Source organism: Ornithinimicrobium sp. (assembly GCF_030537745.1).
Classification (GTDB): domain Bacteria; phylum Actinomycetota; class Actinomycetes; order Actinomycetales; family Dermatophilaceae; genus Ornithinicoccus.
In genome coordinates, this window is sequence record NZ_JAUNVI010000002.1 from 1 (window position 1) to 23,432 (window position 23,432).

Genomic DNA, 23,432 nt, shown 5'->3' on the forward strand with positions numbered 1-23,432 from the left:
GTGTCCGGAGGGGGACTTGAACCCCCACGCCCGCTAAGGGCACTAGCACCTCAAGCTAGCGCGTCTGCCATTCCGCCACCCGGACGGGTGTGTGTTGCGCACTTCGACAAAAGTGGGCAACGACGGCCTAGATTAGCACGCTGCCGAGGGGGTCTCACGCCAGTCCGGGACCGTCGTTGACGCAAGTCGAGGATCATCCACCGGGAAGGTCCGGATGGGTCCGGGCGAGGTGCGTGGTCCCTCAAACCTGACCGTGACCCGTCCAAGACCGCTGCCCCACACCCAGCCCGCACCGTGATCTGCGTGCCGCACGTCCTGCCCGGTCCTCCACCCTGACCGCACCCGGGTCGCCAGCTCACCGGCGACCTCAGCCCCCTGTGGTTCCTCTGCAGTCTCGATCACCCCTCGCACGTCCGGCAGGTCCAGGACGTCCTGTGGGTATGCGGTGCCCCTCCCCTCGAACTCCAACTCCTCCTGCGCGTGCCCGGTGAGCCCAGAGACACCCAAGCCCAGGAGGCGCAACCCCCCGGTGACGTCGAGGCCGGCCAGCAGACGTCGACCCTCCCGCAGGATCACAGCGTCGTCACCGGTCGCAAACGGCAGCGACGACGCGCGGGTCTGCGTGCTGAAATCGTGGTGCCTGGCCTTGACCGTGATCGTCCGAGCGAAGAGCTCCGCCGAGCCGAGACGTGCGGCGACCTTGGCAGACATGCGCAACAGCTCGGTCTGCAGGAAGTGCGGGTCAGTGATGTCCGTCTCGAAGGTCTCCTCCACGGAGATGCTCTTGGCCTCCCGCTCGGCCACGACCTCGCGCTCGTCCTGGGCCATGGCCAGGGCGTGCAGCCCGGCGCCATGGGAGGTCCCGAAGATCGCGACGAGATCGGCCTGCGACACCTTTGCCAGATCGCCGACGCTCTCGATCCCGAAGGTCCGCAGGCGGGCCGCCGTCGCAGGCCCCACGCCCGCGATTGCCCGCACTGACATGGGGTGCAAGATCTCCAGCTCGGTGCCCGGGCGCAGGATGGTCCGACCCCCCGGTTTGTCCATCTCGCTGGCCAGCTTGGCCATCATCTTGGAGGTCGCCACTCCGACGGAGGCGGTCAGCCCGCCGGTCGCCGCGCGGATCTCCTCCACCAACTCCCTTGTCCAGGACTCCAGCCGACCCTCTGCCCAACCGGGTGGGTCAGTGGCGATCGACAGGTCGACATACGCCTCGTCCACCGACACCTGCTCGACCAGCGGGGAGCGGGTGCGCAGGATCTCCATCACGACCAACGAACTGGCCCGGTAGGCCTCAAATCGCGGTGACAGGAACGCAGTCCCCGACGGGCATCGCCGCCGCGCCTCGACGGTGGGCATCGCGGAGCGCGCGCCATACGTGCGGGCCTCATACGATGCCGTCGCGACCACGCCTCGACCGCCCGTGCCACCGACCACCACCGGTTTGCCTCGCAGGGACGGCTTGTCCCGCTGCTCGACCGCGGCGAAAAACGCATCCAGGTCCAGGTGCATGATGCACCGCTGGCCGGACGACATGGGCACACTGTGCCATGCTCGTCCGGCAACGCTGCAGCGCCACCAGGCCCGCAACTCCTCACAACCGGTGGGTAGGGTCGAAGCATGAGCCTGGACCGCACCTACCCACCGCACCCGTTGGATCACCTGCCCGCCGCACCGGCCACCCTGAGTGTGACCAGCGACGACTTCAACGATGGCGATCCACTGCCGAAGAGCGCCGGCTACGGCGCTGGCAACACTTCCCCTCAGTTGTCCTGGAGCGGTGCGCCGGAGGGCACCAAGTCTTTCCTCCTCCTCTGCCACGACCCCGACGCGCCAGTCATCGGCGGCTTCGGCCACTGGGCGGTGCTCGGCATCCCCGCCGACGTCCACTCCCTGGCCGCCGGAGCCGGGTCCCTCGGCAATCCCCTGGGCGCTGGCGCCATCACGCTAGCCAACGACTACGGGACACGCGACTTCGGTGGCGCCGCACCACCCGTGGGCGACCCGGCGCACCGCTATATCTTCACGGTCTGGGCACTGGACACTGACCAGACGGGGCTTGACTCGAGCACCTCGATCGCCAAGGCGCAGTTCGCCACGCTCGGCAACGTCCTGGCCCGCGGCTCCCTCACGGGCACCTACGCCTTGTGAGGCTCGACTGGGTCCCGGCCCTGGACCGTCCGGACCTGCTCGCCGAGCCGACGCGCTCTGCGCTACAGGCACTGGACGACGCAAGCCAGGTGGACGTATCCGCCGTCGAGGTCGCCGAGATCGACCCGAGCCTGGCAGACACCGCCGCGCTGGTGGCGGCGAGCGGCCTGGACCTAGCCGACATGGCCAACTGCATCGTCATCGACGGGGCACGAGGCGGGCAGGAGCGCGTCTGTGCCGCCCTCGTGCTGGGCACGACGCGAGCCGACGTCAACAAGGTGATCCGCAAGCGTCTGGATGTGCGCAAGTGCTCGTTCATGTCGATGGATGAGGCGGTGTCTCGCACCGGTATGCAGCACGGCGGGATCACCCCGATCGGTGTCCCGAGCACCTGGCCGGTGCTCGTCGACTCTCGCGTGGTGGAGCGGGCGATGATCGTGATCGGCTCAGGGGTGCGACGGTCCAAACTGCGGCTGCCAGGGCGTCTCGCCGCGCACCTACACGGCGTCGAGGTCATCGAGGGACTGGCCCTAGCGGTCTGAAGCGATCCTCGGGCGGAGGGCCCAGAACGCGACCGCGGAGGCCGCCGCCACATTGAGCGAGTCCACTCCCCCGCCCATCGGGATCTTCAGGACCAGGTCGGCCGCCTCGACGGTGCGTGCTGAAAGACCATCGCCCTCGGTGCCCAGCACCAGGGCCAGTCGCTGGGGTGGGCGGCGCTCGAGGTCGTCCAGGCTCACCGCGTCCTCCGACAGCGCCAGCGCCGCCACCGTGAAGCCCATCTCCTGCAGCACCCCGACCCCTCCCGGCCAGGGGTCGATCCGGGTCCACGACACCTGGAAGACGGCGCCCATAGAGACCCGCACGCTGCGACGGTAGAACGGGTCTGCGCACCGGGGGGTCACCAGGACCGCATCGATCCCGAGGGCGGCCGCTGAACGAAAGGCGGCGCCAACGTTGGTGTGGTCGACGATGTCCTCCAGCACGACCACCCGTCGTGCCCCGGCCATCACCGACTCCAGCGACGGCAGGGACGGGCGGTGCATGGCCGCCAGCATCCCCCGGTGCAGGTGATAGCCCGTCAACGCCTCCGCGACCGGTGCAGGCACGACAAAGACAGGTGCGTCCTGCTCGGCCGCCGTCTCCAGCAGGTCGGGCCACTCCTCGATCCAACGGGGCGTCATGAGCAACGACCGCACCCGGTGCCCGGCTGTCAGCGCCCGGCGGATCACCTTCTCCGACTCGGCCATATAGAGGCCGCGCTCCGGCTCCAGCACCCGGCGCAGTGCGACGTCGGTCAGCGAGACGTAATCCCGCAGCCGCGGGTCCCCCGGGTCGGCCACCCAGGTGCAGCCGGACGGCAAGCGCTGCCCCGGCTCATCAGCTGGGCTCATGTGACGAGCAGGAAGATGATCGCGGTGACGCCGACGACGACGATCACCAGACGCAGCACCCAGGGGGCCATGGCCTTGCCGATGCGGGCACCGATGAGACCGCCGAGGATGGAGCCGATGCCGACGAGCAGCACGATCGTCCAGTCCACCTGGCTCGGGTCGACGATCAGGAAGACCATGGCTGCCACGAAGTTGACGATCGCTCCGAGGACGTTCTTGATGCCGTTCATCTGCTGCAGTCCCAGGGGCAGCAGGATGCTCATCAGACCCAACAGCAGGACGCCCTGCGCGGCCCCAAAATACCCGCCATACATCCCGGCAAACACGACACCGAGGATGAGCGCCACCCACCGACCCCGGGTGACGGCCTCCACGTGGTGCGACGCCGCCCACCTGGACAGACGCGGTCCGAGCACGACGAGCACCAGCGCGAGCAGGATCAGGATCGGCACGATCGCCTCAAAGGCCGCCGCCGGCAGCACGAGGAGCAGCAGCGCCCCGATGATGGAGCCCACGAAGCTAGCCGGCGCCAGCCGTCGCAGCATCGGCCCAAGGGACCGCAGCTCGCTGCGATAGCCCCACGCACCGGTCACCCCGCCGGGCACCAGCCCGAGGCTGTTGGAAATGTTGGCCATCACCGGCGGGTAGCCGAAGAACAGCAGCGTCGGAAAGGTGATCAGCGTCCCCGAACCGACGATGGTGTTGATCGTGCCAGCCATGAACCCCGCCAGGATGATGGCGGTGATCTCCCAGAAACTCACGCGAGGTTGCCGGCGGGCACGTGCGACGCCGCGGGGGCCTCCTGGGGACTGGCCGCGCGCGCGGACCACCTGTTGCCGTGGCGGTCCACCACGAGAGGTATGTCGAAGGTGCGGCTCAAGTTGTCTGCCGTCAGCGTGACCTCGATCGGGCCGGCTGCGACGACTTCTCCGTCACGCAGCATGAGGATGTCGGTGAAACCTGGGGGGATCTCCTCGACATGGTGGGTCACGAGCACCATGGCGGGTGCCTCGAGGTCCTCGGCAAGCAGACTGAGCCGACTCACCAGGTCTTCGCGACCACGCAGGTCGAGCCCCGCGGCCGGCTCGTCGAGCAGCATCAGCTCAGGATCAGTCATCAGCGCACGTGCGATCTGAACACGTTTACGTTCACCCTCGGACAGCGTGCCGAAGCGGCGCTGGGCAAGATGTGAGACGCCGAGTGCGTCCAGCAGCCCCGCGGCGCGACGCTCGTCGGACTCGTCATACTCCTCACGCCACCGGCCGAGCACCCCGTAGGCAGCGGTCACGACCACGTCGCTGACGCGCTCCTCGTCCGGGATCCGGTCCGCGACGGCGGCGCTGGACACGCCGATGCGGGGACGGAGCTCAAAGACGTCGACCGTGCCCAGCACCTCGCCGAGGACTCCGGCGACGCCGGTCGTGGGGTGCATGCGGGCGGCCGCGAGCTGGAGCAGGGTCGTCTTGCCGGCGCCGTTGGGGCCGATGACCACCCACCGCTCCCCCTCCTCGACGGACCAGGTGACGTCCCGTAGGAGGTCAGAGGTGCCACGGCGCACACCTACACCGGCAAATTCGAGGACGTCGCTCATGATCGCCCACTCTAGCGACGTGACAGTGCCTACCATCGACGACATGTCCGAGCATGAGCTGCCAGCCAGCATTCGCGTCGCCCTGTGGGCGACCGCAGCCCTCGGCGGACGCGTGCCGCAGCGTGAGGTGCCCCGACGCGCACTGCCGGACATCGACGACTGTGTCGGCCTCCTGGAACCCCTCGAACTGTGGGCCTCGCTCGGGGAGCGCGTGGTGCTGGCGGCCCTACCTCGGCCCGGCGATGTGACCGGTATGCCGAGAGGCTCGGTCGAGCTGCTCGCTGCGGCGACTCAGTCGCGGGAGTGCGTGTATGTCCCCGGCGTCGGAGGGGCGCTGGTGCCGACGCTGAGCACCTTCGGGCCGGTGGGTGACCAGGGCTGGCTGGCACAGTGGGCCTCCTTTGCTGCCGAGCCGGTCCCGACGCACCGCGTCGAGGCGCTCGACCTGGGTCGCATAGAGCTGTCTTTGCGGACCGAGCTCGCTGAGCTGACCGACCAACTGATCTCCGCGGGGGCTCCGCCGTTCGGCTCGGCGGCCGAGCGGGGCGCGTCACGGGCTCGCTCACATCTGGGCGCCGCCAGGTGGGGGGTCCCGGAGGGGCTGCCTCCGAGGGCGTTGCGAGTCATCAACCTGGCCGGGAGCGTGCTTGCCCTGACGGACGCCGGTCTGGATGCCGTGACAGCGTCGCTGGACGCCTCCACCACGGCCAGCCGCACGCAACTGCTCCATCGGATCGCCGCGCATGCATCCTCGGCCCTGGCCGATGCCACCAACGCCGCGGCCCTTCACCTGGCCTTCCGGTCCTGACCGGCCCTCTCAGTAGGCGTGCGCGCGGGCTGGCGGCACGCCTGCTCGCCGCCCCTGCGGACCGGACGGGCCGAAGTGTTCAGAGCTGCGGCGAGCGACCCTCCAGGACGGCCCGGTAGACCTCCAGGGTCCGCTCGGCAATGGTCGTCCAGCTAAAGCTCTCCACGGCGCGCTGACGTCCGGCCTCACCGCGACGGGCGGCCTCCGCCGGGTCCGACAGCGCGGCGACGAGCGCAGCACCCAGCTCGGCGACGAATTTCTCCTCGTCCACCGGCGTGCCGGTGCCGTCCTGCACCTGCTCGATCGGCACCAGCCAGCCCGTCTCACCATCTACCACGACCTCGGGGATACCGCCCGTGGCCGTCGCCACCACCGGCGCCCCGCAGGCCATGGCTTCGAGGTTGACGATGCCCAGCGGCTCATAGACCGAGGGGCACATGAAGACGGTCGCGTGCGAGAGCACCGCGATCACCTTGTTGCGCGGCAGCATCTCCCCGATCCACACGACGGGGGCCGCCCCTTGCCCCCGGTCAGACCGGAGCTGGTCGACCAGACCGATGACCTCCGCCTCGATCTCGGGGGTGTCCGGTGCTCCCGCGAGCAGCACGATCTGCACGTCGTCCTCGAGCTGGCGCAGCGCGCGCAGCAGATAGGGCAGCCCCTTCTGCCGGGTGATTCGCCCCAGGAAGACGGCGGTCCGCGCGGACGGATCCAGTCCCTGGGAACGCACGAAGTCTGCGGCCTGCGCAGACGTGTCGCGCTGCCAGAGGGCAGAGTCGATCCCGTTGTGGACCACGTGCACCTTCGCCGGGTCGACCGATGGGTAAGACCTCAGGATGTCCTCGCGCATGCCCGCTGACACCGCGACGATCCCCGCCGCACCCTCGTAGGCCACCTTCTCCGCCATGGAGGAGACGCCATACCCGCCGCCGAGCTGTTCGGCCTTCCACGGCCGCATCGGCTCCAGGGAGTGCGCGCTGATCACGTGCGGGATCCCGGCCAGGAGCGCCCCCAGGTGGCCGCCCAAGTTGGCGTACCAGGTGTGTGAGTGCACCAGGTCCGCGCCGCCGGCGGCCACGTCGCGCGCCATCAGCAGGTCGACCCCGAGCGTCCTAAGCGCACTGTTGGCGTCCTCCAGGCCCGCGGGCACGGCATACCCCGTGGTCATGTCTTCCTCGACCGGGTCGTCGAAGGCCCGCACCTGCACCTGCACCCCGTCCACGGCACGCAGCGCCCGGGTCAGCTCGGCGACATGCACCCCGGCCCCTCCATAAATGTGGGGCGGGTATTCACGGGTCAGGATGTCGATGCGCACCATCCCAACCTAGTGCTCCGGCACTGCCTCTCGCCAGAGCCCGTCGTCAGGCTCTAGGTTGGACCCATGGCGGCTCAGCGTGGTTCTCGTGTCAAGGTCCTGGCGATCGTCCTGGCTGGTGGGGAGGGCAAGCGGCTGATGCCGCTGACGGCCGATCGTGCCAAGCCTGCCGTGCCGTTCGCGGGCATCTACCGGCTCATCGACTTTGCCTTGTCCAACGTCGTCAACTCCGGTTTCCTCAAGGTCGTCGTGCTCACGCAGTACAAGTCGCACTCCCTCGATGCCCACATCACCAAGACTTGGCGGATGTCGACGCTCCTGGGCAACTACGTTGCCTCGGTGCCCGCCCAGCAGCGGGTCGGCAAGCATTGGTTCGCCGGGTCGGCCGACGCGATCTACCAGAGTCTCAACCTCGTGCACGACGAGCGCCCGGACATCGTGGTGGTGGTGGGTGCGGACCACGTCTACCGCATGGACTTCAGCCAGATGGTCCAGCAACACCTCGACAGCGGTGTCGGCTGCACCGTCGCCGCCATCCGCCAGCCCATCAGGCTGGCCGATCAGTTCGGCGTGATCGAGGTGGACGCGGACGAGCCGCGGCGGATCAGCAAGTTCCGGGAGAAGCCCACCGACCCTGCGGGCCTGCCGGACTCCCCCGACGAGGTGCTCGCCTCGATGGGCAACTACGTCTTCACTGCTGACGCCCTTGAGGATGCGGTGCGCTCGGACGCCACGGCGGAGGAGAGCAAGCACGACATGGGTGGCGACATCGTGCCCGCTTTCGTCGCCGCCAACGACGCCTGGGTCTACGACTTCAAGAACAACGAGGTCCCCGGTGCCACCGACCGGGACCGCGGATACTGGCGCGACGTGGGGACGATCGACTCCTACTACGACGCGCACATGGACCTCATCTCGGTCCACCCGATCTTCAACCTCTACAACGAGGCCTGGCCGATCTACACCAACTACGGCCCCCACCCGCCAGCCAAGTTCGTGCACGGCTCGGGCGACCGGATCGGGCACGCGGTCAACTCCGCCGTCTCCCCCGGCTGCGTCATCTCAGGCTCGACCGTGTCCGACTCCGTGCTGTCGCCACGAGTCACCGTGCACAGCTTTAGCCACGTCACTCGCTCGGTCCTGCTGGATCGCGTGCAGATCGGGCGCTCCTGCCAGATCCACCGGGCGATCATCGACAAGGGCGTCTTTGTCCCCGCCGGAGTGCACATCGGCGTCGACCACGACCATGACCGGGCGCGCGGCTTCAAGGTGACCGACACCGGCATCGTCGTGGTCGGCAAGGGGTCGGTCATCTCCTCCTAGGCTGCCCTGACGCGAGGAGAGCGGCGGGTATGACGCGGCGGGGGCACCTAGGCACTAGGTGCGGCACGTCATACCTAAAGGCTGTCCGCGCTCAGAAGCCCATCGCGTGGAAGCCGCCGTCGACATGCACGATCTCACCGGTCGTCGCTGGGAACCAGTCGGAGAGCAGTGCCACGCACGCCTTGGCTGCCGGCACCGGGTCCTGCACGTCCCACCCGAGCGGGCTGTGCTCGCCCCACTTGGCGAACTGATCAAAATCTGGGATCGACTTGGCGGCGGTCGTCGCGACCGGCCCGGCCGAGACGAGGTTGGAGCGGATCCCCTGGGGGCCGAGGTCCCGCGCGAGGTATCGGCTGGTCGCCTCGAACGCCGCCTTGGACACCCCCATCCAGTCATAGACCGGCCAGGCGTACTGCCCGTCGAAGGTGAGACCGACGACCGAGCCGCCTGGCCCCATCTTGGGCAGGCACGCAGCGGCCAGAGCCTTCAGGGAGTAGGCGCTCACGTGAAGTGCAGTCGAGACGTCCTCCCACTGTGCGTTCATGAAGTCGAAGGCTCCCTTGGGCGCGAAACCGATCGAGTGCAGCACGCCGTCGAGATGGTCGACGTGCTCGCCGAGCCGGTCGGCAAGGGTCGCGAGGTGCTCCGTGTCGGAAACGTCCAACTCGATGACGGGCGCGGGAGCCGGCAGGCGCTTGGCGATTGTCTGGGTGATCCTGAAGGTGCGTCCGAACGAGGTCAGAATCACCTCCGCACCCTGCTCCTGGGCCAGTCGAGCCACATGGAAGGCGATAGAGGAGTCCATCAGGACCCCGGTGATCAGAAGTTTCTTGCCGTCAAGGAGCATGCGCAGACTCTAAACCACACTGCGTGATCCGTCAGTGACCCATGCCGAGACCGCCGTCGACCGGGATCACGGCGCCGGAGATGTAGGCAGCGTCGGGGCCGGCGAGGAAACGCACCGCGCCCGCAACCTCCTGCGTCGTCGCGAACCGGCCCGCCGGGATGCCAGCGAGGTAGGACTTGCGCAGTTCCTCGGATAACTGTTCGGTCATCTCGGTCTCGATGAAGCCGGGGGCGACCACGTTGGCGGTAATCCCGCGGCCACCGAGCTCCCGAGTGATCGAGCGGGCCAGCCCGACGAGCGCCGCCTTGGACGCGGCGTAGTTGGTCTGGCCGGGTGAACCGTAGAGACCGACGACCGAGGAAATCAGGATGATCCGCCCTGCGCGGGCGCGGATCATGCCCTTGGCGGCGCGTCTGGCGCAGCGGAAGGCGCCGGTGAGGTTGGTGTCGATCACGGCCTCGAAGTCCTCGTCGCTCATCCGCATCAACAGGGTGTCCTTGGTGATGCCGGCGTTGGCGACCAGGACCTCGATGGGACGGCCCAGGATCTGCTCGGCCTCGGTAAAGGCCCGGTCGACGCTCTCGCTGTCGGTGACGTCACAGATCACGCCGCGCAAGCCCGCTGGGGGGGTGCCGCTTCGATGGGTGATGAGGACGTCGTCGCCCGCCTCGGCAAAACTGCGCGCTATCGCCAGGCCGATGCCGCGGTTGCCTCCGGTGACCAGGACGGCCTTGGGCTGCTGCTGGGTAGTGGTCGTGTCGCTCACGGTGCCACCGTAGTCGTATCGTTGGAGGGTGCCCATCAACGCGTCGCGCCACGGATCGGCGAGTCGGCCTGCGCAGGCCGTCACGACTGCGCCGAGCTCACTGGAAGTGGACCGTCGTCGTCGCATGAGGAACTACCTCATTGCGATGGGGATCCGCACTGTCTCTTTCCCGCTCGGGGTGTGGGCGTTCATGTCCGACCATCCGGTGCTGGGATGGATCTTTGTCTTCAACGCCGTGTTCATCCCCTACTTCGCGGTGGCGCTCGCCAATGCGGTGGATCTGCGCACCCGGCCAGCCGTCGGCGGCCCGACCTCGCCGGTGCGCCGCCTCGATGCCCCCCTCATTTCGCAGCGCGAGAACGCGGGCCCGGCGCCGGGCACGATCCGGGGGGTTGTCGTCAAGAACCACCCGGCGACCGACGAGCACCCGGGACAGCCAGCCGCATGAGCCTGATCCCTGCGCCCTCCCCAGCAGGCCTTGTCTGCAGCGCCAAGGGGTGTCGCCGCCAGGCCACCCAAGCCGTGGTCTGGCGCAATCCCACCCTGCACGTGGAAGGCCGCCGCAAGGTGTGGCTCGCCTGCGACGAAGACGTGGACCAGCTCACCGGCTTCATCAGCCTGCGCGGCTTCCTGCTCGAGGTCATTGGTGTCGACCAACTTTCCGAGGCGGACGGCTGACGTGCTGGCGGTGCTGCGGCGACCCCGATGGATCGCCTATCTGCTCATCGCTGTCCTCTTCGGCGTGCTCACCGCCAATCTCGGGCTCTGGCAGTGGCACCGCCACGGCTACAAGCTCGACCGTCGGACCCTGATCGAGGCCAACTACGACGGCACCCCCGTGCCGCTGAACGACATTCTGACGCAGCCTGACACCCCGTTGAGGCACCAGGATCAGTGGCGACGGATCGAGGCGGTCGGGAGCTATGCGGCTGCGGACCAGCACGTCATACGCAACCGTCCCCAGTTCGGCGTCTACGGGTATGAGGTGCTCGTCCCGCTCGTGCTCGCCGACGGCTCGGCGGTGGCCGTCGACCGGGGCTGGGTCCCCAACGCCGCCGACGCCGCAACGCTGCCCGACGTGCCGGCCCCACCCTCAGGTCAGGTCACGGTGATCGGCTGGTTGCGTCCCTCCGAGCCTGACCTCGGGCGCCAACTGCCCGCCGGGCAACTCGCCTCCATCGATGTGCCCGAGCTTGCCTCGGCCACCGGGCGAACCTTTCTCCAGGCGTATGTGATTCTCGCCTCCGAGTCGCCCGCGCCGCCGACGCGACCGGCGGCGCTCGAGCCACCGGACACCGGCCTTGGCTCCCATTTCGCCTACGCCCTGCAGTGGTGGCTGACCGTCCCGGCGGGCGTGATCCTCGTGGTCGTCATGGCGCGCCAGACGGCGCGGGACGAGAATGGCGAGCAGCTCGTCAAAGCGGACGCGATGCGGAGTGGCACTTCGAGCGGCAAGCGGACCAAGCCCAAGAAGGTCCGCATCTGGGACGAAGAGGACGCCTGACCCACCGGACGGGCCGCCCAGCCACACCGAACGGGCCGCCCAGGCGAGCAGGATCTTTAGGGCTGCACGATGGGCTGGTCCTCAGGCCGAGGAGACGTAGTGTCGTCCGCTGAGGGCGTCGACCACGACCTCTATGTGACGCTCACCGTGACGACCGGTCACCCACCAGTTCGGTTTCCCGAACTGGACTGGCGGACCCGCTAGCCGGGCCGCGCCGAGTCGGTCGAGCCGGCGCCGACGCGCTAGCAACCCGGGCAGCAGCGCTCGACCGGCCTCGATGGCCTCCGCCTCCGTCAACCGTGGGGCTGGGCCACGCACGGCAACAGTTGTGCCTTCAGGGCTGCCGGCAGTGACTGCACGCAGGGCGACGTCTCGAGTCGTGAAGTCCTCTTTGTTCCACGGGTCGCTCAGGAATGCGCGACCGCTGACCAGGTCCACCACGACGGCCGCCAGGATCGGCCCGGCGGTGACCCTCCGCCGCAACCTGCCGGTGTCAGCGCCGCAGAGGAACATCATCCCCAGGAACGGGTGGTGATAGAGGCGGGCCGTGAGATCGACCCCTGGCTGAAGGCGCCGGGCCACCGTGCGGACAGCGACCTCGGGGGGAACGGCTGCTGGCCAGACGAGATCCGACGCCGTCGCCAGATCGTTGCGCACCGTCATCACCGGGGGCCGTCCATATCCGGCACTTGGGCGGCCAGGCTCGGGTCCTCGCCTGCGGCCAGACGTGCCGGAACGCGCCGGACGCGTGCGGTCTCCTCCACGGCTCGGAGCACGTGCTCGGGCACAGGGTGTGACCGCTGCGTGGCCAATGACACCACGACGATGGCGATCACAGAACAGGTGATCCCGATCCCCATGGGATCGAATCCGATGCTGTCGCTTGAGCCGACCAGCTGAGCGGTGACCGCGGCGACTGTGCCGACGACGATCGAGGCGAGGGCCCCGGCGCTGTTCGCCTTCTTCCACCACACGGCGCACACGTAAACCGGCACGAACGCAGCCCCGAGCACGCTGGTGGAGAACACCACGATGTCGAACACCCCGGGTGGCTCGGTGATCGCCAGGATCGTCCCGATGACGGCAAGCGCTAACACGGTGATCCGGGAGATGGTCACGGCGGTGCGCTCGTCCGTCTTCTGCTTCCGGAACCGGCCCCACAGGTCGTGGGAGGCGATTGTCCCGGCCTGCAACAGTAGGGCGTCGGCGGTGGACATGATCGCCGCCATGATCGCGGCCATCACCACACCCAGCGCGACCGGCGGCAGGACAATCTCGGCGACCTCGAAGATCGCCAGCTCCGGGTTGTCCAGGTTGGGGACGATGACCAGGCCCATCATCCCGATCAGGTAAGCGGCGGGGATGAACAACAGGTTGAAGGTCGTGGAGTAGAGCCCGGCACGACGCGCGACGGACGGCCGACGCATCGCCATGTGACTGACGTTGACGTGCGGCCAACCCATATAGCCGATCGAGAAAATCAGTACCGCACCGATGATGATTCCCCATTGACCCAGATACTGCTGGTCAACGCCCCACATGGTCAGGAGGTCCGCATCGATGGCGCCGAGGCGCTGGTGGCCGGCGGTGAGCCCACCGAGGTACTGCAGCGTGGCAATGAGGATCCACAACATCCCGATCACCATGACGATCGCCTGCACGAAGTCGGTGTAGGCAACGGCCAGGTAGCCGCCGAGGAAGGTGTAGCCCACGATCACCCCGACCGCAACGATCATCGAGACGTCGACCGACAGTCCCGTGACCATGGCCAGCCCCTGGCCGCCGGCGAGGAACTGGGCTAGGACGTAGAAGAACATGCAGAACAATGCGACCACCGCAGCAACCGCCCGCACCCATGGGGACGGGTAGCGGTGCTCCAGGTAACCGATAGAGGTGATCGAACCCAACATCGCGGACAGTTTGCGCATTCGTCGCCCGAGGATCGACAGGTTGAGCACCCCGCCCCCCACGTCTCCGAGGGCGTACCACATACCGAAGTAGCCCTGGGTGTAACCCAGAGACCCGGCGCCGAGGAACATATAACCCGACATCGAAGAACTCTGCAGGCGCAGTGCGGTGACCGCCGGTCCCAGACTCCGGTCCGCCAGCAGGAAGCCCTCGGTCGTCGCGCTCTTTCTGCGGGCCGCCCACACTCCGATGCCGAGCATCGCAGCGAAATACAGGATGAGGAAGCCGAGTTCGATACTCATCCTGCCACTCCCTCGTGGTCGCCGTCCGCGTCCTCGACAGCCCAGTTCTTTGTGCTGAAGTAGAAGACCAAGGTGTAGACCACCCAGAATCCCAGGACGCCCACCATGATCGCCGTCGTCGTTGCCGGTAACCCAAACATGTCGCTCTCTCCTTAGTCGCTCTCGTGAGACGGACGCCGGTCGCGGCTTGTCAGCCCACGTGCGCGTCGGTCACGGTGAGTGCTGCAGCAAGTACCGCCAGGCCGGGACAACGGCCCACCGGTCGTGGGCGACATGGACAGCAGTATGCCACGGTGCCCGGACCGCGGGCCGGGTGAGCGGGGCCCCGGTCGTGAACTCGCGCCGGAGTGCAGGCGTGGCCGGCATCGACGCCCGGCCTGACACGATGGGGCCATGGACCTTGGACTGACTGGCCGCACCTACATCATCACTGGTGCTTCACGTGGACTTGGCTTCGCGACCGCCGAGCATCTCGTCCACGATGGGGCGGACGTCATCGTCGCGTCGCGTAACCAGGACGCCATAGACCTGGCCGCCGCCAACCTGAACGAGGCCGGGCCAGGTCAGGCGATCGGACTCGCAACTGACCTGGGTGACGATGAGAGTGCGGACCTGCTCATGGCGGCAGCCGATGAACACTTCGGGCGCTTGGACGGGGTCATCATCAGTGTCGGCGGTCCTCCGGGAGCCACCGCGACGGCCGCGACGGACGAGCAATGGAGGGATGCCTTCGACTGCGTCTTTCTCGGCGCTGTCCGGCTGGCTCGGACCGCGCTGCAGCATGCCACCGCGCCGTTGTCGGTCACCCTCGTGCTCTCGACGTCGGTGAGGACGCCGATCGCGGGCCTCGCGATCTCCAACGGTCTCCGCCCGGGCCTGGCGATGGTGGCCAAGACGCTGGCCGATGAGTGGGGCCCGCAGGGCCACCGCGTCAACGTGGTCCTGCCCGGCAGGATCGAGACGGACCGGCTCACAGAGTTGGAGTCGGCGGCGCCCGACCCGGTAGCGCTGCGGGAGCGATCGATGGCGAGCATCCCCCTGCGCCGTTATGGACAACCCGAAGAGTTCGGTGCCGTTGTTGCCTTCCTGGCCTCACCGATGGCGTCCTATGTCAGCGGGTCGGCGATCACCGTAGACGGAGGCTCGACCCGGGCTCTTTAGCCTGGCCCTTCCCGACGAGAGGTGCGCCAGGTCCAAGAACCCGCCTGCCCCATCGCAGACCGGGAGGTCAGTCGCGGAACTGGGTGTCGTGCAGAGTCTTGTAGAGACCACCAGCGGCGAGCAGCTCTTCGTGGGTGCCGCGCTGGACGATCTGGCCACCCTCCATCACGAGGATGAGATCGGCGTCCCGGACCGTGGACAAACGGTGGGCGATGACGATCGAGGTCCGTCCCGCCAAGGCGTCATTGAGGGCCCGCTGCACGGCGACCTCGGACTCGCTGTCCAGGTGCGCAGTGGCTTCGTCCAGCACGACGACCGACGGTGACTTCAGGAGCAGCCGGGCGATGGCGAGGCGCTGCTTCTCACCGCCGGAAAGTCGGTGACCGCGGTCCCCGACCACGGTGTCGAGACCGTCTGGCAGCCGCTCCAGCAGGCCGTCGATGCGGGCGCCACGCAGCGCACTCCAGATCTGGGCATCCGTGGCCTCCGGTCGGGCATAGCGCAAGTTTGCGCGCACCGTGTCGTTGAACATGTGGGCTTCTTGAGTGACCACGCCGATCGTCGCTCGGAGCGAGTCGAAGGACGTCTCCCGCAGGTCCACTCCCCCGATCCGCACCACGCCAGAGACCGGGTCGAAGAGCCGCGCCACCAAGGAAGTGAGCGTCGTCTTGCCCGCCCCGGACGGTCCGACCAGCGCGACCATCGACCCAGCCGGGATGTCCGCGCTCACCCCGGAGAGCACCATACGGCCATCCACGGACTCGGTCTCCGACCGCTGCTCCAGGGAAGGGATGGAGACTTCGCTGGCGGGCGGATAACTGAACGAGACGTTCTCCAGCGTGATGCCGACCTGACCGGTCGGCAGCTCCACAGGGTTGTCCACCTCGCGGACCAACGGCCGCAGATCGAGCACCTCAAAGATCCGCTCGAAGGAGACGAGTGCGGTCATGATGTCGACGCGCGCGTTGGACAGTGCGGTCAGCGGCGCGTAGAGCCGAGAGAGCAACGCGGCCATCGCCACCAGGGTCCCCACTGTCAACTGCTGCGCCACCGCCATCAGACCACCCATCCCGTAGACCAGTGCGGTCGCTAACGACGCGACGAGCCCAAGACCGGCCATGAAGACCACCCTGTTGACCGCAATCGCGACACCCGCGTCCCGCACTCCGCGGGCGCGCACCTCATACTCCTCGTTCTCCTGCGCTGGATGGCCGAAGAGGCGCACGAGCAACGCTCCGGCCACGTTGAATCGTTCGGTCATCCTGGTCTGCAGATCTGCATTGAGGTTCATCTGCTGCCGTGTCAGTTTCGACAAACGGTCGCCCATCAGGCGCGCGGGGATGAGGAAGATCGGCAGCAGGATGAGCGCGAGGATCGTGATGATGGGACTCATCGAGAAGAGCGCCACCAGGATCAGGACGATCAGGACAACGTTGCTGACCAGCCCGGAAAGGATCGACGTGAAGGCCGTCTGCGCCCCGATCACGTCACTGTTGAGCCGGCTCACGAGCGCGCCAGTCTGCGAGCGGGTGAAGAACGCGATGGGCTGCTGGAGCACGTGGCTGAAGACCTGGGTGCGCAGTCCGAGGATCAAGCCCTCACCGATCCGTGAACCGAACCAGCGCGTCACCACCGTCACGACCGACTCGACGACGGCGACACCAGCGACGATCAGGCCCAGGGTGATCACCACCTGACGGTCGCGAGGGGTCACGCCGTCGTCGATGATCTGCTTGAGCAAGAGGGGGACTGCCGTGACCAGGACTCCCGCGACGATCGTCAGCGCGAGGTAGATCGCGATGTCCTTGGCGAACGGCCGACCATACGTCGCCACCCGCCGCGCAGTCCCCGGCTTGAGCAGGTGCCCCTTGACCGACGGGTCCTTGGAGAAACTGCGGAAGGACGTGCCGCGTCCACCTCCGACGAAGGTCATCGAGAGTTCCTCCTTTAGGTATGTCGTGCTCGTCTGGCAAGAGCGACCGCCCGGTCTGGCAAGAGCGACCGCCCGGTCAGGCGAGGGCGATCAGGTCTTCGTAGTCGCGGCCCCACAGGTCCTCGACGCCGTCGGGCAGCAGCAGCACCCGCTCGGGCTCGAGGGCTTGGACGGCACCCTCGTCGTGGCTGACCAGGACGACCGCACCCTCGTAGGAGCGCAGTGCCGACAAGATTTCTTCCCGCGAAGCGGGATCGAGGTTGTTGGTGGGCTCGTCGAGGAGCAGCACATTGGCGGCAGACACCACGAGGGTGGCCAGCGCCAGCCGTGTCTTCTCGCCACCCGAGAGCACGGCTGCCGGCTTGTCGACGTCATCCCCGCTAAACAGGAAGGAGCCGAGCACCTTGCGCGTCTCGGTCTCGTCCAGGTCCGGCGCCGCAGTTTTCATGTTCTCCAGCACGGAGCGCTTGACGTCGAGGGTCTCGTGCTCCTGGGCGTAGTAGCCCAGTTTGAGGCCGTGACCAGCAATGACATCGCCGGTGTCCGGCTCGTCGACGCCTGCCAGGATGCGCAGCAGCGTCGTCTTGCCGGCGCCGTTGAGACCCAGCACGACCACCTTGGAGCCGCGGTCGATCGCCAGGTCGACGTCGGTGAAGATCTCCAGCGACCCGTAGGAGCGTGACAACGCCTCTGCCATCAACGGTGTCTTGCCGCACGCGGCTGGCTTGGGGAAGCGTAGCTTGGCCACCCGGTCGACGGCCCGCTCCCCCTCGAGGCTGGCCAGCATGCGCTCGGCTCGGCGAGCCATGTTCTGAGCAGCCACGGCCTTGGTCGCCTTCGCTCGCATCTTGTCCGCCTGCAGCAACAGCGCGGACGCCTTCTTCTCGGTGTTGGTCCTCTCGCGGCGACGGCGCCGCTCGTCAGCCTCACGCTGTGCGAGGTAGTTCTTCCACCCCATGTTGTAGACGTCCAGGACCTGCCGGTTGGCGTCGAGGTAGAACATCTTGTTGACGACGGTCTCGATGAGCGCCACGTCGTGAGAGATGACGAGCAAGCCGCCCGCGTAGGTCCGCAGGTGGTCGCGCAGCCAGACCACCGAGTCCCCGTCGAGGTGGTTGGTCGGCTCGTCCAGGAGCAGTGTCTCCGCGCCGGAGAAGAGGATCCGCGCCAGTTCGATGCGGCGCCGCTGACCGCCGGAGAGGGTATTCAGCGCCTGACCGAGGACGCGGTCTGGCAGGCCCAGGGAGCTGGCGATCGATGCTGCCTCCGACTCGGCGGCATAGCCGCCGCGGGAGATGAACTCCGCTTCTAGGGTGCCGTAGCGCCGCATGGCCTTTTCACGCGTCGGGCCCTCACCGTGAGCCATCGCATCTTCCGCCTTGCGCAGGCCGCGGATCACGTCGTCCAGGCCGCGCGCCGACAGGATCCGGTCCCGGCCCAGCACATGCGTGTCCCCGGTGCGCGGATCCTGCGGAAGGTAGCCGATCTCACCGGTGCGCGTGATCGTGCCCGCCGACGGCTCGCCATACCCGGCCAGGATCTTGGTCAGGGTGGTCTTGCCGGCCCCGTTGCGCCCGACGAGTCCGACCCGGTCGCCGGAGCCCACGCGGAAGCTGACATCATCCATGAGCAGCCGCGCGCCCACGCGGACCTCGACGTCGGACGCGGTGATCATCTAGGACTCCTGGGTGCGGGCAGCACGGAATGCTGCGTGCTGGGTGAGGGATGAGACGGCGCGCCGCGTACTGCGAATGCGGACGTCAGGCCAGGTAGATAGTCTACGCGCTAGGTGGTGGTCGTCCGACCAGCACGAATTGCGATGGCAAAGGTGCACACATGACCTTCAGGGAGAACGCCAACATCGGTTCGGGCAGGGCCCGAGGCGGGGGTGGCGGTGGCGGCCTGGCCGTCGGCGGTGGCATCGGCGCGCTGCTCCTCGCGCTGGTCGTCCTGCTGCTGGGCGGCGACCCGGGCGCCATCCTTGGCGGAGGCCAGCAGACAGAATCGCAGGCGGAGAACGTCGACCTCGCGCAGTGCCAGACCGGCGCGGACGCCAACGCCCGGGTCGACTGTCGGATGAAGGCCACCATGCTGTCTCTGGAGGACTACTGGGCAGAGACCTATCCCAAGGCCAAGCCCACCGAGGCGATCCTGTTCAGCGGGGCCGTCAGCACCCAGTGTGGCCAGGCGACGAGCCAGGTCGGCCCCTTCTATTGCCCGCTGGACCAGAAGATCTACCTCGACACTAGTTTCTTCGACCAGCTCGAGGGGCAATTGGGCGCTGACGGCGGCAACTTCAGCCAGATGTACGTCCTTGCCCACGAGTACGGCCATCACATCCAGAACTACACCGGGGCCCTCCAGTCCTCCCAGCAGGACCCCAAGGGACCAGAGTCCGGCGCCGTCCGTGTCGAGCTTCAGGCCGATTGTTTCGCTGGTGCCTGGGCTGGCAACGCTGCGACCACCAAGGACCCTGACGGCAACACCTTGCTCGAGCCCTTGACCGAGGAGGACGTCAATTCCGCGATCTCTGCTGCCTCGGCGGTCGGCGACGACTCGATCCAGGAGAAGATGCAAGGTCAGGTCACGCCGCACAACTGGACGCACGGCTCCGCCGAGCAGCGGGTGGGCTGGTTCATGAAGGGCTACAAGACTGGCGACGCCAACCAGTGCAACACCTTGCAGGCCGCCAGCGTCGACGACTTCTGAGCCCTCAGGCGTTGAAGACCTCGACGTGCACCGCTCGTGCCCGCTCGATGGCGCGGTCGAGGACAACCCGGCGGGGGTCGGCTACGTCTCGCAGTTCCAGGCGAGGTAGGCCGAGGAGCCGCCTTCGGGGTCCGCTCGCCAGGGCGTGGACCACCTTGCCAATGAGGCCTGGGTCCCCTCCGGTCACGAGCGCAGCGACGCGACCCTTGCTGGCGGACTCTGCGCGTTCCAGGATGTCTGCGGCATGCCCCACGACACCATCGACCAGCGCATCGGCCTGGTTGGCGCGGCGCCGGGCAAAACGCTGCTGACTCCAGCCCCCGGCCGCCGTGCGCGACTGGACGTGCCGCGTGCCGACCTTGTGCGCCAAGAGCTCACCGGCCGCAGTGGTGACGGCCACCGCATACCCCCCACGTCGTACGAGCAGCACGAGGAGCGCCCCCGGCGGCGCCACCCAGGGACCAGTCGCCGACCACTCTCCCTGGGCGGGCCCCCACCCTTGACATCTCACCCACGAGCCGTCGGACGCCTCCCCGCGCCAGGCAGTGCCTCGCGCCGGCGGCGCACCTGCAAGCAATGGTTCTACCGGTCCTGGACGGAGCACCTCTGCCGACCAGGCGATCTCCCCGTGGGAGGCGACAAAGCGATCGACCCAGCCGGTGAGTCGCTCGGGAGCGACCTCCACCCGCTGGGTCGAGCTCATCAGGTGATCTGGATCAGACGTTGAAGCCGATGGCACGCAACTGCTCGCGCCCGTCATCGGTGATCTTGTCCGGACCCCACGGCGGCATCCAGACCCAGTTGATGCGGTGGCTGGCGACCAGACCCTCCAGAGTCTGGGCGATCTGGTCCTCGATGACGTCGGTCAACGGGCAGGCCGCGGAGGTAAGGGTCATGTCGATCACGGTGTGCGCGCCCTGATCGACAGTCACGCCGTAGACGAGGCCGAGGTCGACGACATTGATGCCGAGCTCGGGGTCGATCACGTCGCGCAGGGCCTCCTCGACGTCGGCGACGTTGGGCGGGCTGGGCTGGGTAGTCATTGCTTCCTCCTGAGGTGGTGAGTGGTCAGTGGGTCTGGTCGTCACCGGTGGCGGCGAAGAGTTCGGAGATGTCGATGCCTGCGCGTGCGAGCGCATCGACGTAGGCGGTCCAGGCCAGCAGGGCGCACTTGATGCGCGCGGGATAGCGCGAGACCCCGGCAAAGGCTACGCCGTCACCGATCTGCTCGATGTCTCCGGGGTCCTTGCCCTTGCTGGCCAACATCGTCCGCAGGTGCCGGTAGGTCTCCAGGGTCTCAGCGACCGGCCGGCCGAGGCATTCCTCGGCCAGGATCGAGGCAGAGGCGATCGAGATCGAGCACCCCAGCGAGTCGTAGGAGAGATCCTCCAGCACCTGCCCGTCGGGACCGTTGGCGAGCCGGACCCGCAAGGTCACCTCGTCGCCGCAGGTGGGGTTGACCTGATGGATCTGCACGTCGTAGGGCTCGCGCAATCCGGCGTGCTGGGGATTCTTGGCGTGGTCCAGGATGAGTTGGCCGTAGAGATCCTTCATCCGGTCACCCCGAAGACTGCCCGCACCTTGTCTAGCGCAGCCAGGAACACATCGATCTCCTCGGTCGTCGTGTAGACCCCGAAGCTGACTCGGGTCGTCGCGGGCACGCCGAGCCGACGGTGCAGCGGCCACGCGCAGTGGTGTCCGGTGCGCACGGCGACCCCGTCGTCGTCGAGCACCTGCCCGACATCGTGCGGGTGCACCCCGTCGACGGTGAAGGAGACGGCCCCGACCCGATCGGCCGGGTCGGCCGGGCCTAGCACCCGCACCCAGGGTCGCTGCGCCAAACCTTGGAGGGTATGACGCATGAGGGCCTGATCGTGAGCGTGCACGCGGTCCAGCCCGAGCTCCATCAGGTAGTCCACAGCGGCTGCGAGGCCGACCGCCTGGGCGGCCATCGGCACCCCGGCCTCAAACTTCTGCGGGGGCGGCGCCCACGTCGAGCCCTCCATCCGGACGATCTCGATCATCGAGCCTCCGGTCAGGAACGGTGGCATCGCCTCGAGCAGCGCCCGTCGGGCCCAGAGCACGCCTACCCCGGAGGGTCCCAGCGTCTTGTGGCCCGTGAAGACCAGCGCGTCCACGCCGGAGCCCGCGGCGGTCAGGTCCGTGATGTCCAGGTGCGGAGCCGACTGGCAGGCATCGACAACCACCAACGCCCCGACTGCTTGGGCGGCCGCGATGACGGGCCTAAGGTCGTTGAGGGTGCCGAGGACGTTGGACACCTGCGTGACGGCAACCACCTTGGTCCGCTCCCCCACCGCTTCGGCCGGGTCAGTGAGGTAGCCGTCGTCGGTGATGCCGATCCAGCGGAGGGTGGCACCGGTGCGGCGGCACAGTTCCTGCCACGGCACGAGGTTGGCGTGGTGCTCCATCTCGGTCACCACGACCTCATCCCCCGGACCTAGCCGGAGCCGATCTGCCCACCTCGCGTCGACTCCGTCCAACGCCCCCGGTGCGTTGGCGTTGGAGAAGGAGTACGCGAGCAGGTTGAGGCCCTCAGTGCCGTTCTTGGTAAAGACGACTTCGCCGGGCGAGGCCCCCAAGAAGCGGGCCACCGTCTCCCGGGCACCCTCGAAGGCCTCGGTGGCCTCCTCCGCAAGCTGGTGCGCGCCACGGTGCACCGCGGCGTTGTGCCGCTCGTAGAACTCGCGTTCGGCATCCAGCACGACGCTCGGCTTTTGCGCAGTGGCGCCGCTGTCGAGGTAGACGAGCGGCCGACCGTCCCGCACGGTGCGCGCGAGCAGCGGAAAGTCCGCTCGCACGGCGGCGAGCTCTTCCCGGCTCAGCTGCAACCCCGTGGGAGCGGGATCGGTCGGCCAGCGGGTCGTCATACCTGAACTCCTGGTGCCAGGCCTATCGGAGGCTCAGACCGCAGCCGTGGTGAGGAAGCGGTCGTAGCCCTCGTTCTCCAGGCGGGTGGCCAGCTCGGCGCCACCGGACTCGGCAACCTGTCCGTGGATGAAGACGTGCACGAAGTCCGGCTCCACATAGTTGAGGATGCGGGTGTAGTGCGTGATGAGCATGACACCCAGGCCGGTGTCCTCCTTGATCCGGTTGACGCCCTCGGAGACCACGCGCAAGGCGTCGACGTCGAGGCCGGAGTCGGTCTCGTCCATGATGGCGATCTTCGGCTTGAGGAGCTCCATCTGAAGGATCTCGTGGCGCTTCTTCTCGCCGCCGGAGAAGCCTTCGTTGACGTTGCGCTCGGCAAACTCCGGGTCCATCCGCAGCTTGGCCATCGCGGTCTTCACGTCCTTGACCCAATGGCGCAGCTTGGGGGCTTCGCCGTCGATGGCGGTCTTGGCGGTGCGCAGGAAGTTGGAGACGGTCACGCCGGGCACCTCAACGGGGTACTGCATCGCCAGGAACAGGCCGGCGCGGGCACGCTCGTCGACGCTCATCGCCAGGACGTCCTCGCCGTCAAGCAGGATCTCGCCCTGTGTGACGGTGTATTTGGGGTGGCCGGCGATGGCGTAGGCGAGGGTGGACTTGCCGGAGCCGTTCGGGCCCATGATGGCGTGTGTCTCACCTGAGTTGATGGTCAGGTCGACGCCACGGAGGATCTCCTTGGTGGAGTCGTCGGTGTCGACGCTGACGTGAAGGTTGCGGATTTCCAGGGTGGTCATGGTGCTCCTTCGTGAGCGGTGGTGCGGGTAGGAAGTA

Annotated in this window: 26 protein-coding genes and 1 tRNA gene; 9 read left to right on the forward strand and 18 right to left on the reverse strand. The window is 67.8% G+C overall.

Annotation, left to right across the window (positions count from 1 at the left end; genetic code table 11):
* Position 1 precedes the first annotated feature (1 nt).
* Both Q4P07_RS00625 and Q4P07_RS00630 read right to left on the reverse strand, forming a co-directional pair.
* Positions 2-85, reverse strand: a tRNA-Leu gene (locus Q4P07_RS00625).
* Between the two features lie 47 nt (positions 86-132).
* The gene (locus tag Q4P07_RS00630) at positions 133-1,536 is read right to left on the reverse strand and encodes a DNA polymerase IV (protein WP_303372950.1); all 1,404 of its coding nucleotides are present in this window, start codon (positions 1,534-1,536) and stop codon (positions 133-135) included.
* Between the two features lie 84 nt (positions 1,537-1,620).
* Between Q4P07_RS00630 and Q4P07_RS00635 the strand changes: the two genes are divergently transcribed.
* Positions 1,621-2,151 carry a YbhB/YbcL family Raf kinase inhibitor-like protein gene (locus tag Q4P07_RS00635; RefSeq protein WP_303372951.1) on the forward strand — a complete coding sequence of 177 codons (531 nt, stop codon included), beginning with the start codon at positions 1,621-1,623 and terminating at the stop codon, positions 2,149-2,151.
* A complete protein-coding gene (locus Q4P07_RS00640) occupies positions 2,148-2,693 on the forward strand; it encodes a YbaK/EbsC family protein (protein WP_303372952.1) in 546 nt (181 codons plus the stop codon). Before Q4P07_RS00635 ends, Q4P07_RS00640 begins: the two co-directional genes overlap by 4 nt.
* Here the strand turns inward: Q4P07_RS00640 and Q4P07_RS00645 are convergent.
* Genes Q4P07_RS00645 through Q4P07_RS00655 form a run of 3 tightly spaced genes read right to left on the reverse strand, consistent with a single transcriptional unit; the run spans position 2,682 to position 5,136 of the window.
* Positions 2,682-3,545: an RNA methyltransferase gene (locus tag Q4P07_RS00645; protein WP_303372953.1), complete on the reverse strand. Its 864-nt coding sequence runs from the start codon at positions 3,543-3,545 to the stop codon at positions 2,682-2,684. The two genes, Q4P07_RS00640 and Q4P07_RS00645, sit on opposite strands and share 12 nt — an antisense overlap.
* Positions 3,542-4,306: a sulfite exporter TauE/SafE family protein gene (locus tag Q4P07_RS00650; protein WP_303372954.1), complete on the reverse strand. Its 765-nt coding sequence runs from the start codon at positions 4,304-4,306 to the stop codon at positions 3,542-3,544. The genes Q4P07_RS00645 and Q4P07_RS00650 overlap by 4 nt, the downstream gene beginning before the upstream one ends.
* Entirely contained in the window at positions 4,303-5,136 is an 834-nt protein-coding gene (locus tag Q4P07_RS00655; protein WP_303372955.1) for an ABC transporter ATP-binding protein, read from the reverse strand. The genes Q4P07_RS00650 and Q4P07_RS00655 overlap by 4 nt, the downstream gene beginning before the upstream one ends.
* A 43-nt stretch (positions 5,137-5,179) precedes the next feature.
* On the opposite strand from Q4P07_RS00655, the gene Q4P07_RS00660 reads away from it, so the two are divergent.
* Positions 5,180-5,944 (forward strand): hypothetical protein, encoded by a 765-nt coding sequence (locus Q4P07_RS00660; RefSeq protein ID WP_303372956.1) that lies wholly within the window; start codon positions 5,180-5,182, stop codon positions 5,942-5,944.
* Between the two features lie 79 nt (positions 5,945-6,023).
* Here the strand turns inward: Q4P07_RS00660 and glgA are convergent, their stop codons facing one another.
* Positions 6,024-7,259 (reverse strand): glycogen synthase, encoded by a 1,236-nt coding sequence (gene glgA / locus Q4P07_RS00665; protein WP_303372957.1) that lies wholly within the window; start codon positions 7,257-7,259, stop codon positions 6,024-6,026.
* 66 nt (positions 7,260-7,325) lie between these two features.
* On the opposite strand from glgA, the gene glgC reads away from it, so the two are divergent.
* On the forward strand, positions 7,326-8,582 hold the full coding sequence (gene glgC, locus Q4P07_RS00670; RefSeq protein ID WP_303372958.1) for a glucose-1-phosphate adenylyltransferase: 1,257 nt from the start codon (positions 7,326-7,328) through the stop codon (positions 8,580-8,582).
* 91 nt (positions 8,583-8,673) lie between these two features.
* Here glgC and fabI read toward each other — a convergent pair whose 3' ends face one another.
* Together fabI and fabG are read right to left on the reverse strand one after the other, a co-directional pair.
* On the reverse strand, positions 8,674-9,429 hold the full coding sequence (gene fabI / locus Q4P07_RS00675) for an enoyl-ACP reductase FabI (RefSeq protein WP_303372959.1): 756 nt from the start codon (positions 9,427-9,429) through the stop codon (positions 8,674-8,676).
* 31 nt (positions 9,430-9,460) lie between these two features.
* Entirely contained in the window at positions 9,461-10,231 is a 771-nt protein-coding gene (gene fabG, locus Q4P07_RS00680; RefSeq protein ID WP_303372960.1) for a beta-ketoacyl-ACP reductase, read from the reverse strand.
* Between fabG and Q4P07_RS00685 the strand changes: the two genes are divergently transcribed.
* Genes Q4P07_RS00685 through Q4P07_RS00695 form a run of 3 tightly spaced genes read left to right on the forward strand, consistent with a single transcriptional unit; the run spans position 10,224 to position 11,699 of the window.
* Complete coding sequence (locus tag Q4P07_RS00685) at positions 10,224-10,643, forward strand: DUF3099 domain-containing protein (protein WP_303372961.1); 420 nt, start codon at positions 10,224-10,226, stop codon at positions 10,641-10,643. The two genes, fabG and Q4P07_RS00685, sit on opposite strands and share 8 nt — an antisense overlap.
* Entirely contained in the window at positions 10,640-10,873 is a 234-nt protein-coding gene (locus tag Q4P07_RS00690) for a hypothetical protein (protein ID WP_303372962.1), read from the forward strand. Before Q4P07_RS00685 ends, Q4P07_RS00690 begins: the two co-directional genes overlap by 4 nt.
* Positions 10,842-11,699 carry an SURF1 family protein gene (locus tag Q4P07_RS00695; protein ID WP_303372963.1) on the forward strand — a complete coding sequence of 286 codons (858 nt, stop codon included), beginning with the start codon at positions 10,842-10,844 and terminating at the stop codon, positions 11,697-11,699. The genes Q4P07_RS00690 and Q4P07_RS00695 overlap by 32 nt, the downstream gene beginning before the upstream one ends.
* Before the next feature lie 81 nt (positions 11,700-11,780).
* Here the strand turns inward: Q4P07_RS00695 and Q4P07_RS00700 are convergent, their stop codons facing one another.
* The 3 genes from Q4P07_RS00700 to Q4P07_RS00710 are packed head-to-tail and all read right to left on the reverse strand — an operon-like array spanning position 11,781 to position 14,049.
* On the reverse strand, positions 11,781-12,356 hold the full coding sequence (locus Q4P07_RS00700) for a hypothetical protein (protein ID WP_303372964.1): 576 nt from the start codon (positions 12,354-12,356) through the stop codon (positions 11,781-11,783).
* Positions 12,357-12,361: 5 nt separating this feature from the next.
* Positions 12,362-13,909 (reverse strand): sodium/proline symporter, encoded by a 1,548-nt coding sequence (locus Q4P07_RS00705; RefSeq protein WP_303372965.1) that lies wholly within the window; start codon positions 13,907-13,909, stop codon positions 12,362-12,364.
* Complete coding sequence (locus tag Q4P07_RS00710) at positions 13,906-14,049, reverse strand: hypothetical protein (RefSeq protein ID WP_303372966.1); 144 nt, start codon at positions 14,047-14,049, stop codon at positions 13,906-13,908. Before Q4P07_RS00710 ends, Q4P07_RS00705 begins: the two co-directional genes overlap by 4 nt.
* A gap of 253 nt (positions 14,050-14,302) precedes the next feature.
* Between Q4P07_RS00710 and Q4P07_RS00715 the strand changes: the two genes are divergently transcribed.
* Positions 14,303-15,070, forward strand: a complete 768-nt coding sequence (locus Q4P07_RS00715) for an SDR family oxidoreductase (RefSeq protein WP_303372967.1) — start codon at positions 14,303-14,305, stop codon at positions 15,068-15,070.
* Positions 15,071-15,137: 67 nt separating this feature from the next.
* Here Q4P07_RS00715 and Q4P07_RS00720 read toward each other — a convergent pair whose 3' ends face one another.
* On the reverse strand, positions 15,138-17,003 hold the full coding sequence (locus tag Q4P07_RS00720) for an ABC transporter ATP-binding protein (RefSeq protein WP_303372968.1): 1,866 nt from the start codon (positions 17,001-17,003) through the stop codon (positions 15,138-15,140).
* A 76-nt stretch (positions 17,004-17,079) separates the two neighbouring features.
* Positions 17,080-18,678 carry a ribosomal protection-like ABC-F family protein gene (gene abc-f, locus Q4P07_RS00725; protein ID WP_303372969.1) on the reverse strand — a complete coding sequence of 533 codons (1,599 nt, stop codon included), beginning with the start codon at positions 18,676-18,678 and terminating at the stop codon, positions 17,080-17,082.
* Positions 18,679-18,839: 161 nt separating this feature from the next.
* Between abc-f and Q4P07_RS00730 the strand changes: the two genes are divergently transcribed.
* Positions 18,840-19,712, forward strand: coding sequence for a neutral zinc metallopeptidase (locus Q4P07_RS00730; protein ID WP_303372970.1), 873 nt, complete (start codon positions 18,840-18,842; stop codon positions 19,710-19,712).
* Between the two features lie 4 nt (positions 19,713-19,716).
* Here Q4P07_RS00730 and Q4P07_RS00735 read toward each other — a convergent pair whose 3' ends face one another.
* Genes Q4P07_RS00735 through sufC form a run of 5 tightly spaced genes read right to left on the reverse strand, consistent with a single transcriptional unit; the run spans position 19,717 to position 23,395 of the window.
* Complete coding sequence (locus Q4P07_RS00735) at positions 19,717-20,415, reverse strand: acVLRF1 family peptidyl-tRNA hydrolase (protein WP_303372971.1); 699 nt, start codon at positions 20,413-20,415, stop codon at positions 19,717-19,719.
* Positions 20,416-20,428: 13 nt separating this feature from the next.
* Complete coding sequence (locus Q4P07_RS00740) at positions 20,429-20,755, reverse strand: metal-sulfur cluster assembly factor (protein WP_303372972.1); 327 nt, start codon at positions 20,753-20,755, stop codon at positions 20,429-20,431.
* Between the two features lie 25 nt (positions 20,756-20,780).
* Positions 20,781-21,266 (reverse strand): Fe-S cluster assembly sulfur transfer protein SufU, encoded by a 486-nt coding sequence (sufU, locus tag Q4P07_RS00745; protein ID WP_303372973.1) that lies wholly within the window; start codon positions 21,264-21,266, stop codon positions 20,781-20,783.
* Entirely contained in the window at positions 21,263-22,600 is a 1,338-nt protein-coding gene (locus Q4P07_RS00750) for an aminotransferase class V-fold PLP-dependent enzyme (RefSeq protein WP_303372974.1), read from the reverse strand. Before Q4P07_RS00750 ends, sufU begins: the two co-directional genes overlap by 4 nt.
* A 33-nt stretch (positions 22,601-22,633) precedes the next feature.
* Positions 22,634-23,395, reverse strand: coding sequence for a Fe-S cluster assembly ATPase SufC (gene sufC / locus Q4P07_RS00755; protein ID WP_303372975.1), 762 nt, complete (start codon positions 23,393-23,395; stop codon positions 22,634-22,636).
* Positions 23,396-23,432 lie beyond the last annotated feature (37 nt).

Bases quoted from the DNA above. Each gene is read 5' to 3' on its own strand.
- Q4P07_RS00630 (WP_303372950.1), bottom strand. From the start codon at position 1,536: ATGTCGTCCGGCCAGCGGTGCATCATGCACCTGGACCTGGATGCGTTT.
- Q4P07_RS00635 (WP_303372951.1), top strand. From the start codon at position 1,621: ATGAGCCTGGACCGCACCTACCCACCGCACCCGTTGGATCACCTGCCC.
- Q4P07_RS00645 (WP_303372953.1), bottom strand. From the start codon at position 3,545: ATGAGCCCAGCTGATGAGCCGGGGCAGCGCTTGCCGTCCGGCTGCACC.
- Q4P07_RS00655 (WP_303372955.1), bottom strand. From the start codon at position 5,136: ATGAGCGACGTCCTCGAATTTGCCGGTGTAGGTGTGCGCCGTGGCACC.
- Q4P07_RS00660 (WP_303372956.1), top strand. From the start codon at position 5,180: ATGTCCGAGCATGAGCTGCCAGCCAGCATTCGCGTCGCCCTGTGGGCG.
- glgC (WP_303372958.1), top strand. From the start codon at position 7,326: ATGGCGGCTCAGCGTGGTTCTCGTGTCAAGGTCCTGGCGATCGTCCTG.
- fabI (WP_303372959.1), bottom strand. From the start codon at position 9,429: ATGCTCCTTGACGGCAAGAAACTTCTGATCACCGGGGTCCTGATGGAC.
- fabG (WP_303372960.1), bottom strand. From the start codon at position 10,231: ATGGGCACCCTCCAACGATACGACTACGGTGGCACCGTGAGCGACACG.
- Q4P07_RS00690 (WP_303372962.1), top strand. From the start codon at position 10,640: ATGAGCCTGATCCCTGCGCCCTCCCCAGCAGGCCTTGTCTGCAGCGCC.
- Q4P07_RS00705 (WP_303372965.1), bottom strand. From the start codon at position 13,909: ATGAGTATCGAACTCGGCTTCCTCATCCTGTATTTCGCTGCGATGCTC.
- Q4P07_RS00710 (WP_303372966.1), bottom strand. From the start codon at position 14,049: ATGTTTGGGTTACCGGCAACGACGACGGCGATCATGGTGGGCGTCCTG.
- Q4P07_RS00715 (WP_303372967.1), top strand. From the start codon at position 14,303: ATGGACCTTGGACTGACTGGCCGCACCTACATCATCACTGGTGCTTCA.
- Q4P07_RS00720 (WP_303372968.1), bottom strand. From the start codon at position 17,003: ATGACCTTCGTCGGAGGTGGACGCGGCACGTCCTTCCGCAGTTTCTCC.
- abc-f (WP_303372969.1), bottom strand. From the start codon at position 18,678: ATGATCACCGCGTCCGACGTCGAGGTCCGCGTGGGCGCGCGGCTGCTC.
- Q4P07_RS00730 (WP_303372970.1), top strand. From the start codon at position 18,840: ATGACCTTCAGGGAGAACGCCAACATCGGTTCGGGCAGGGCCCGAGGC.
- Q4P07_RS00735 (WP_303372971.1), bottom strand. From the start codon at position 20,415: ATGAGCTCGACCCAGCGGGTGGAGGTCGCTCCCGAGCGACTCACCGGC.
- Q4P07_RS00740 (WP_303372972.1), bottom strand. From the start codon at position 20,755: ATGACTACCCAGCCCAGCCCGCCCAACGTCGCCGACGTCGAGGAGGCC.
- sufU (WP_303372973.1), bottom strand. From the start codon at position 21,266: ATGAAGGATCTCTACGGCCAACTCATCCTGGACCACGCCAAGAATCCC.
- Q4P07_RS00750 (WP_303372974.1), bottom strand. From the start codon at position 22,600: ATGACGACCCGCTGGCCGACCGATCCCGCTCCCACGGGGTTGCAGCTG.
- sufC (WP_303372975.1), bottom strand. From the start codon at position 23,395: ATGACCACCCTGGAAATCCGCAACCTTCACGTCAGCGTCGACACCGAC.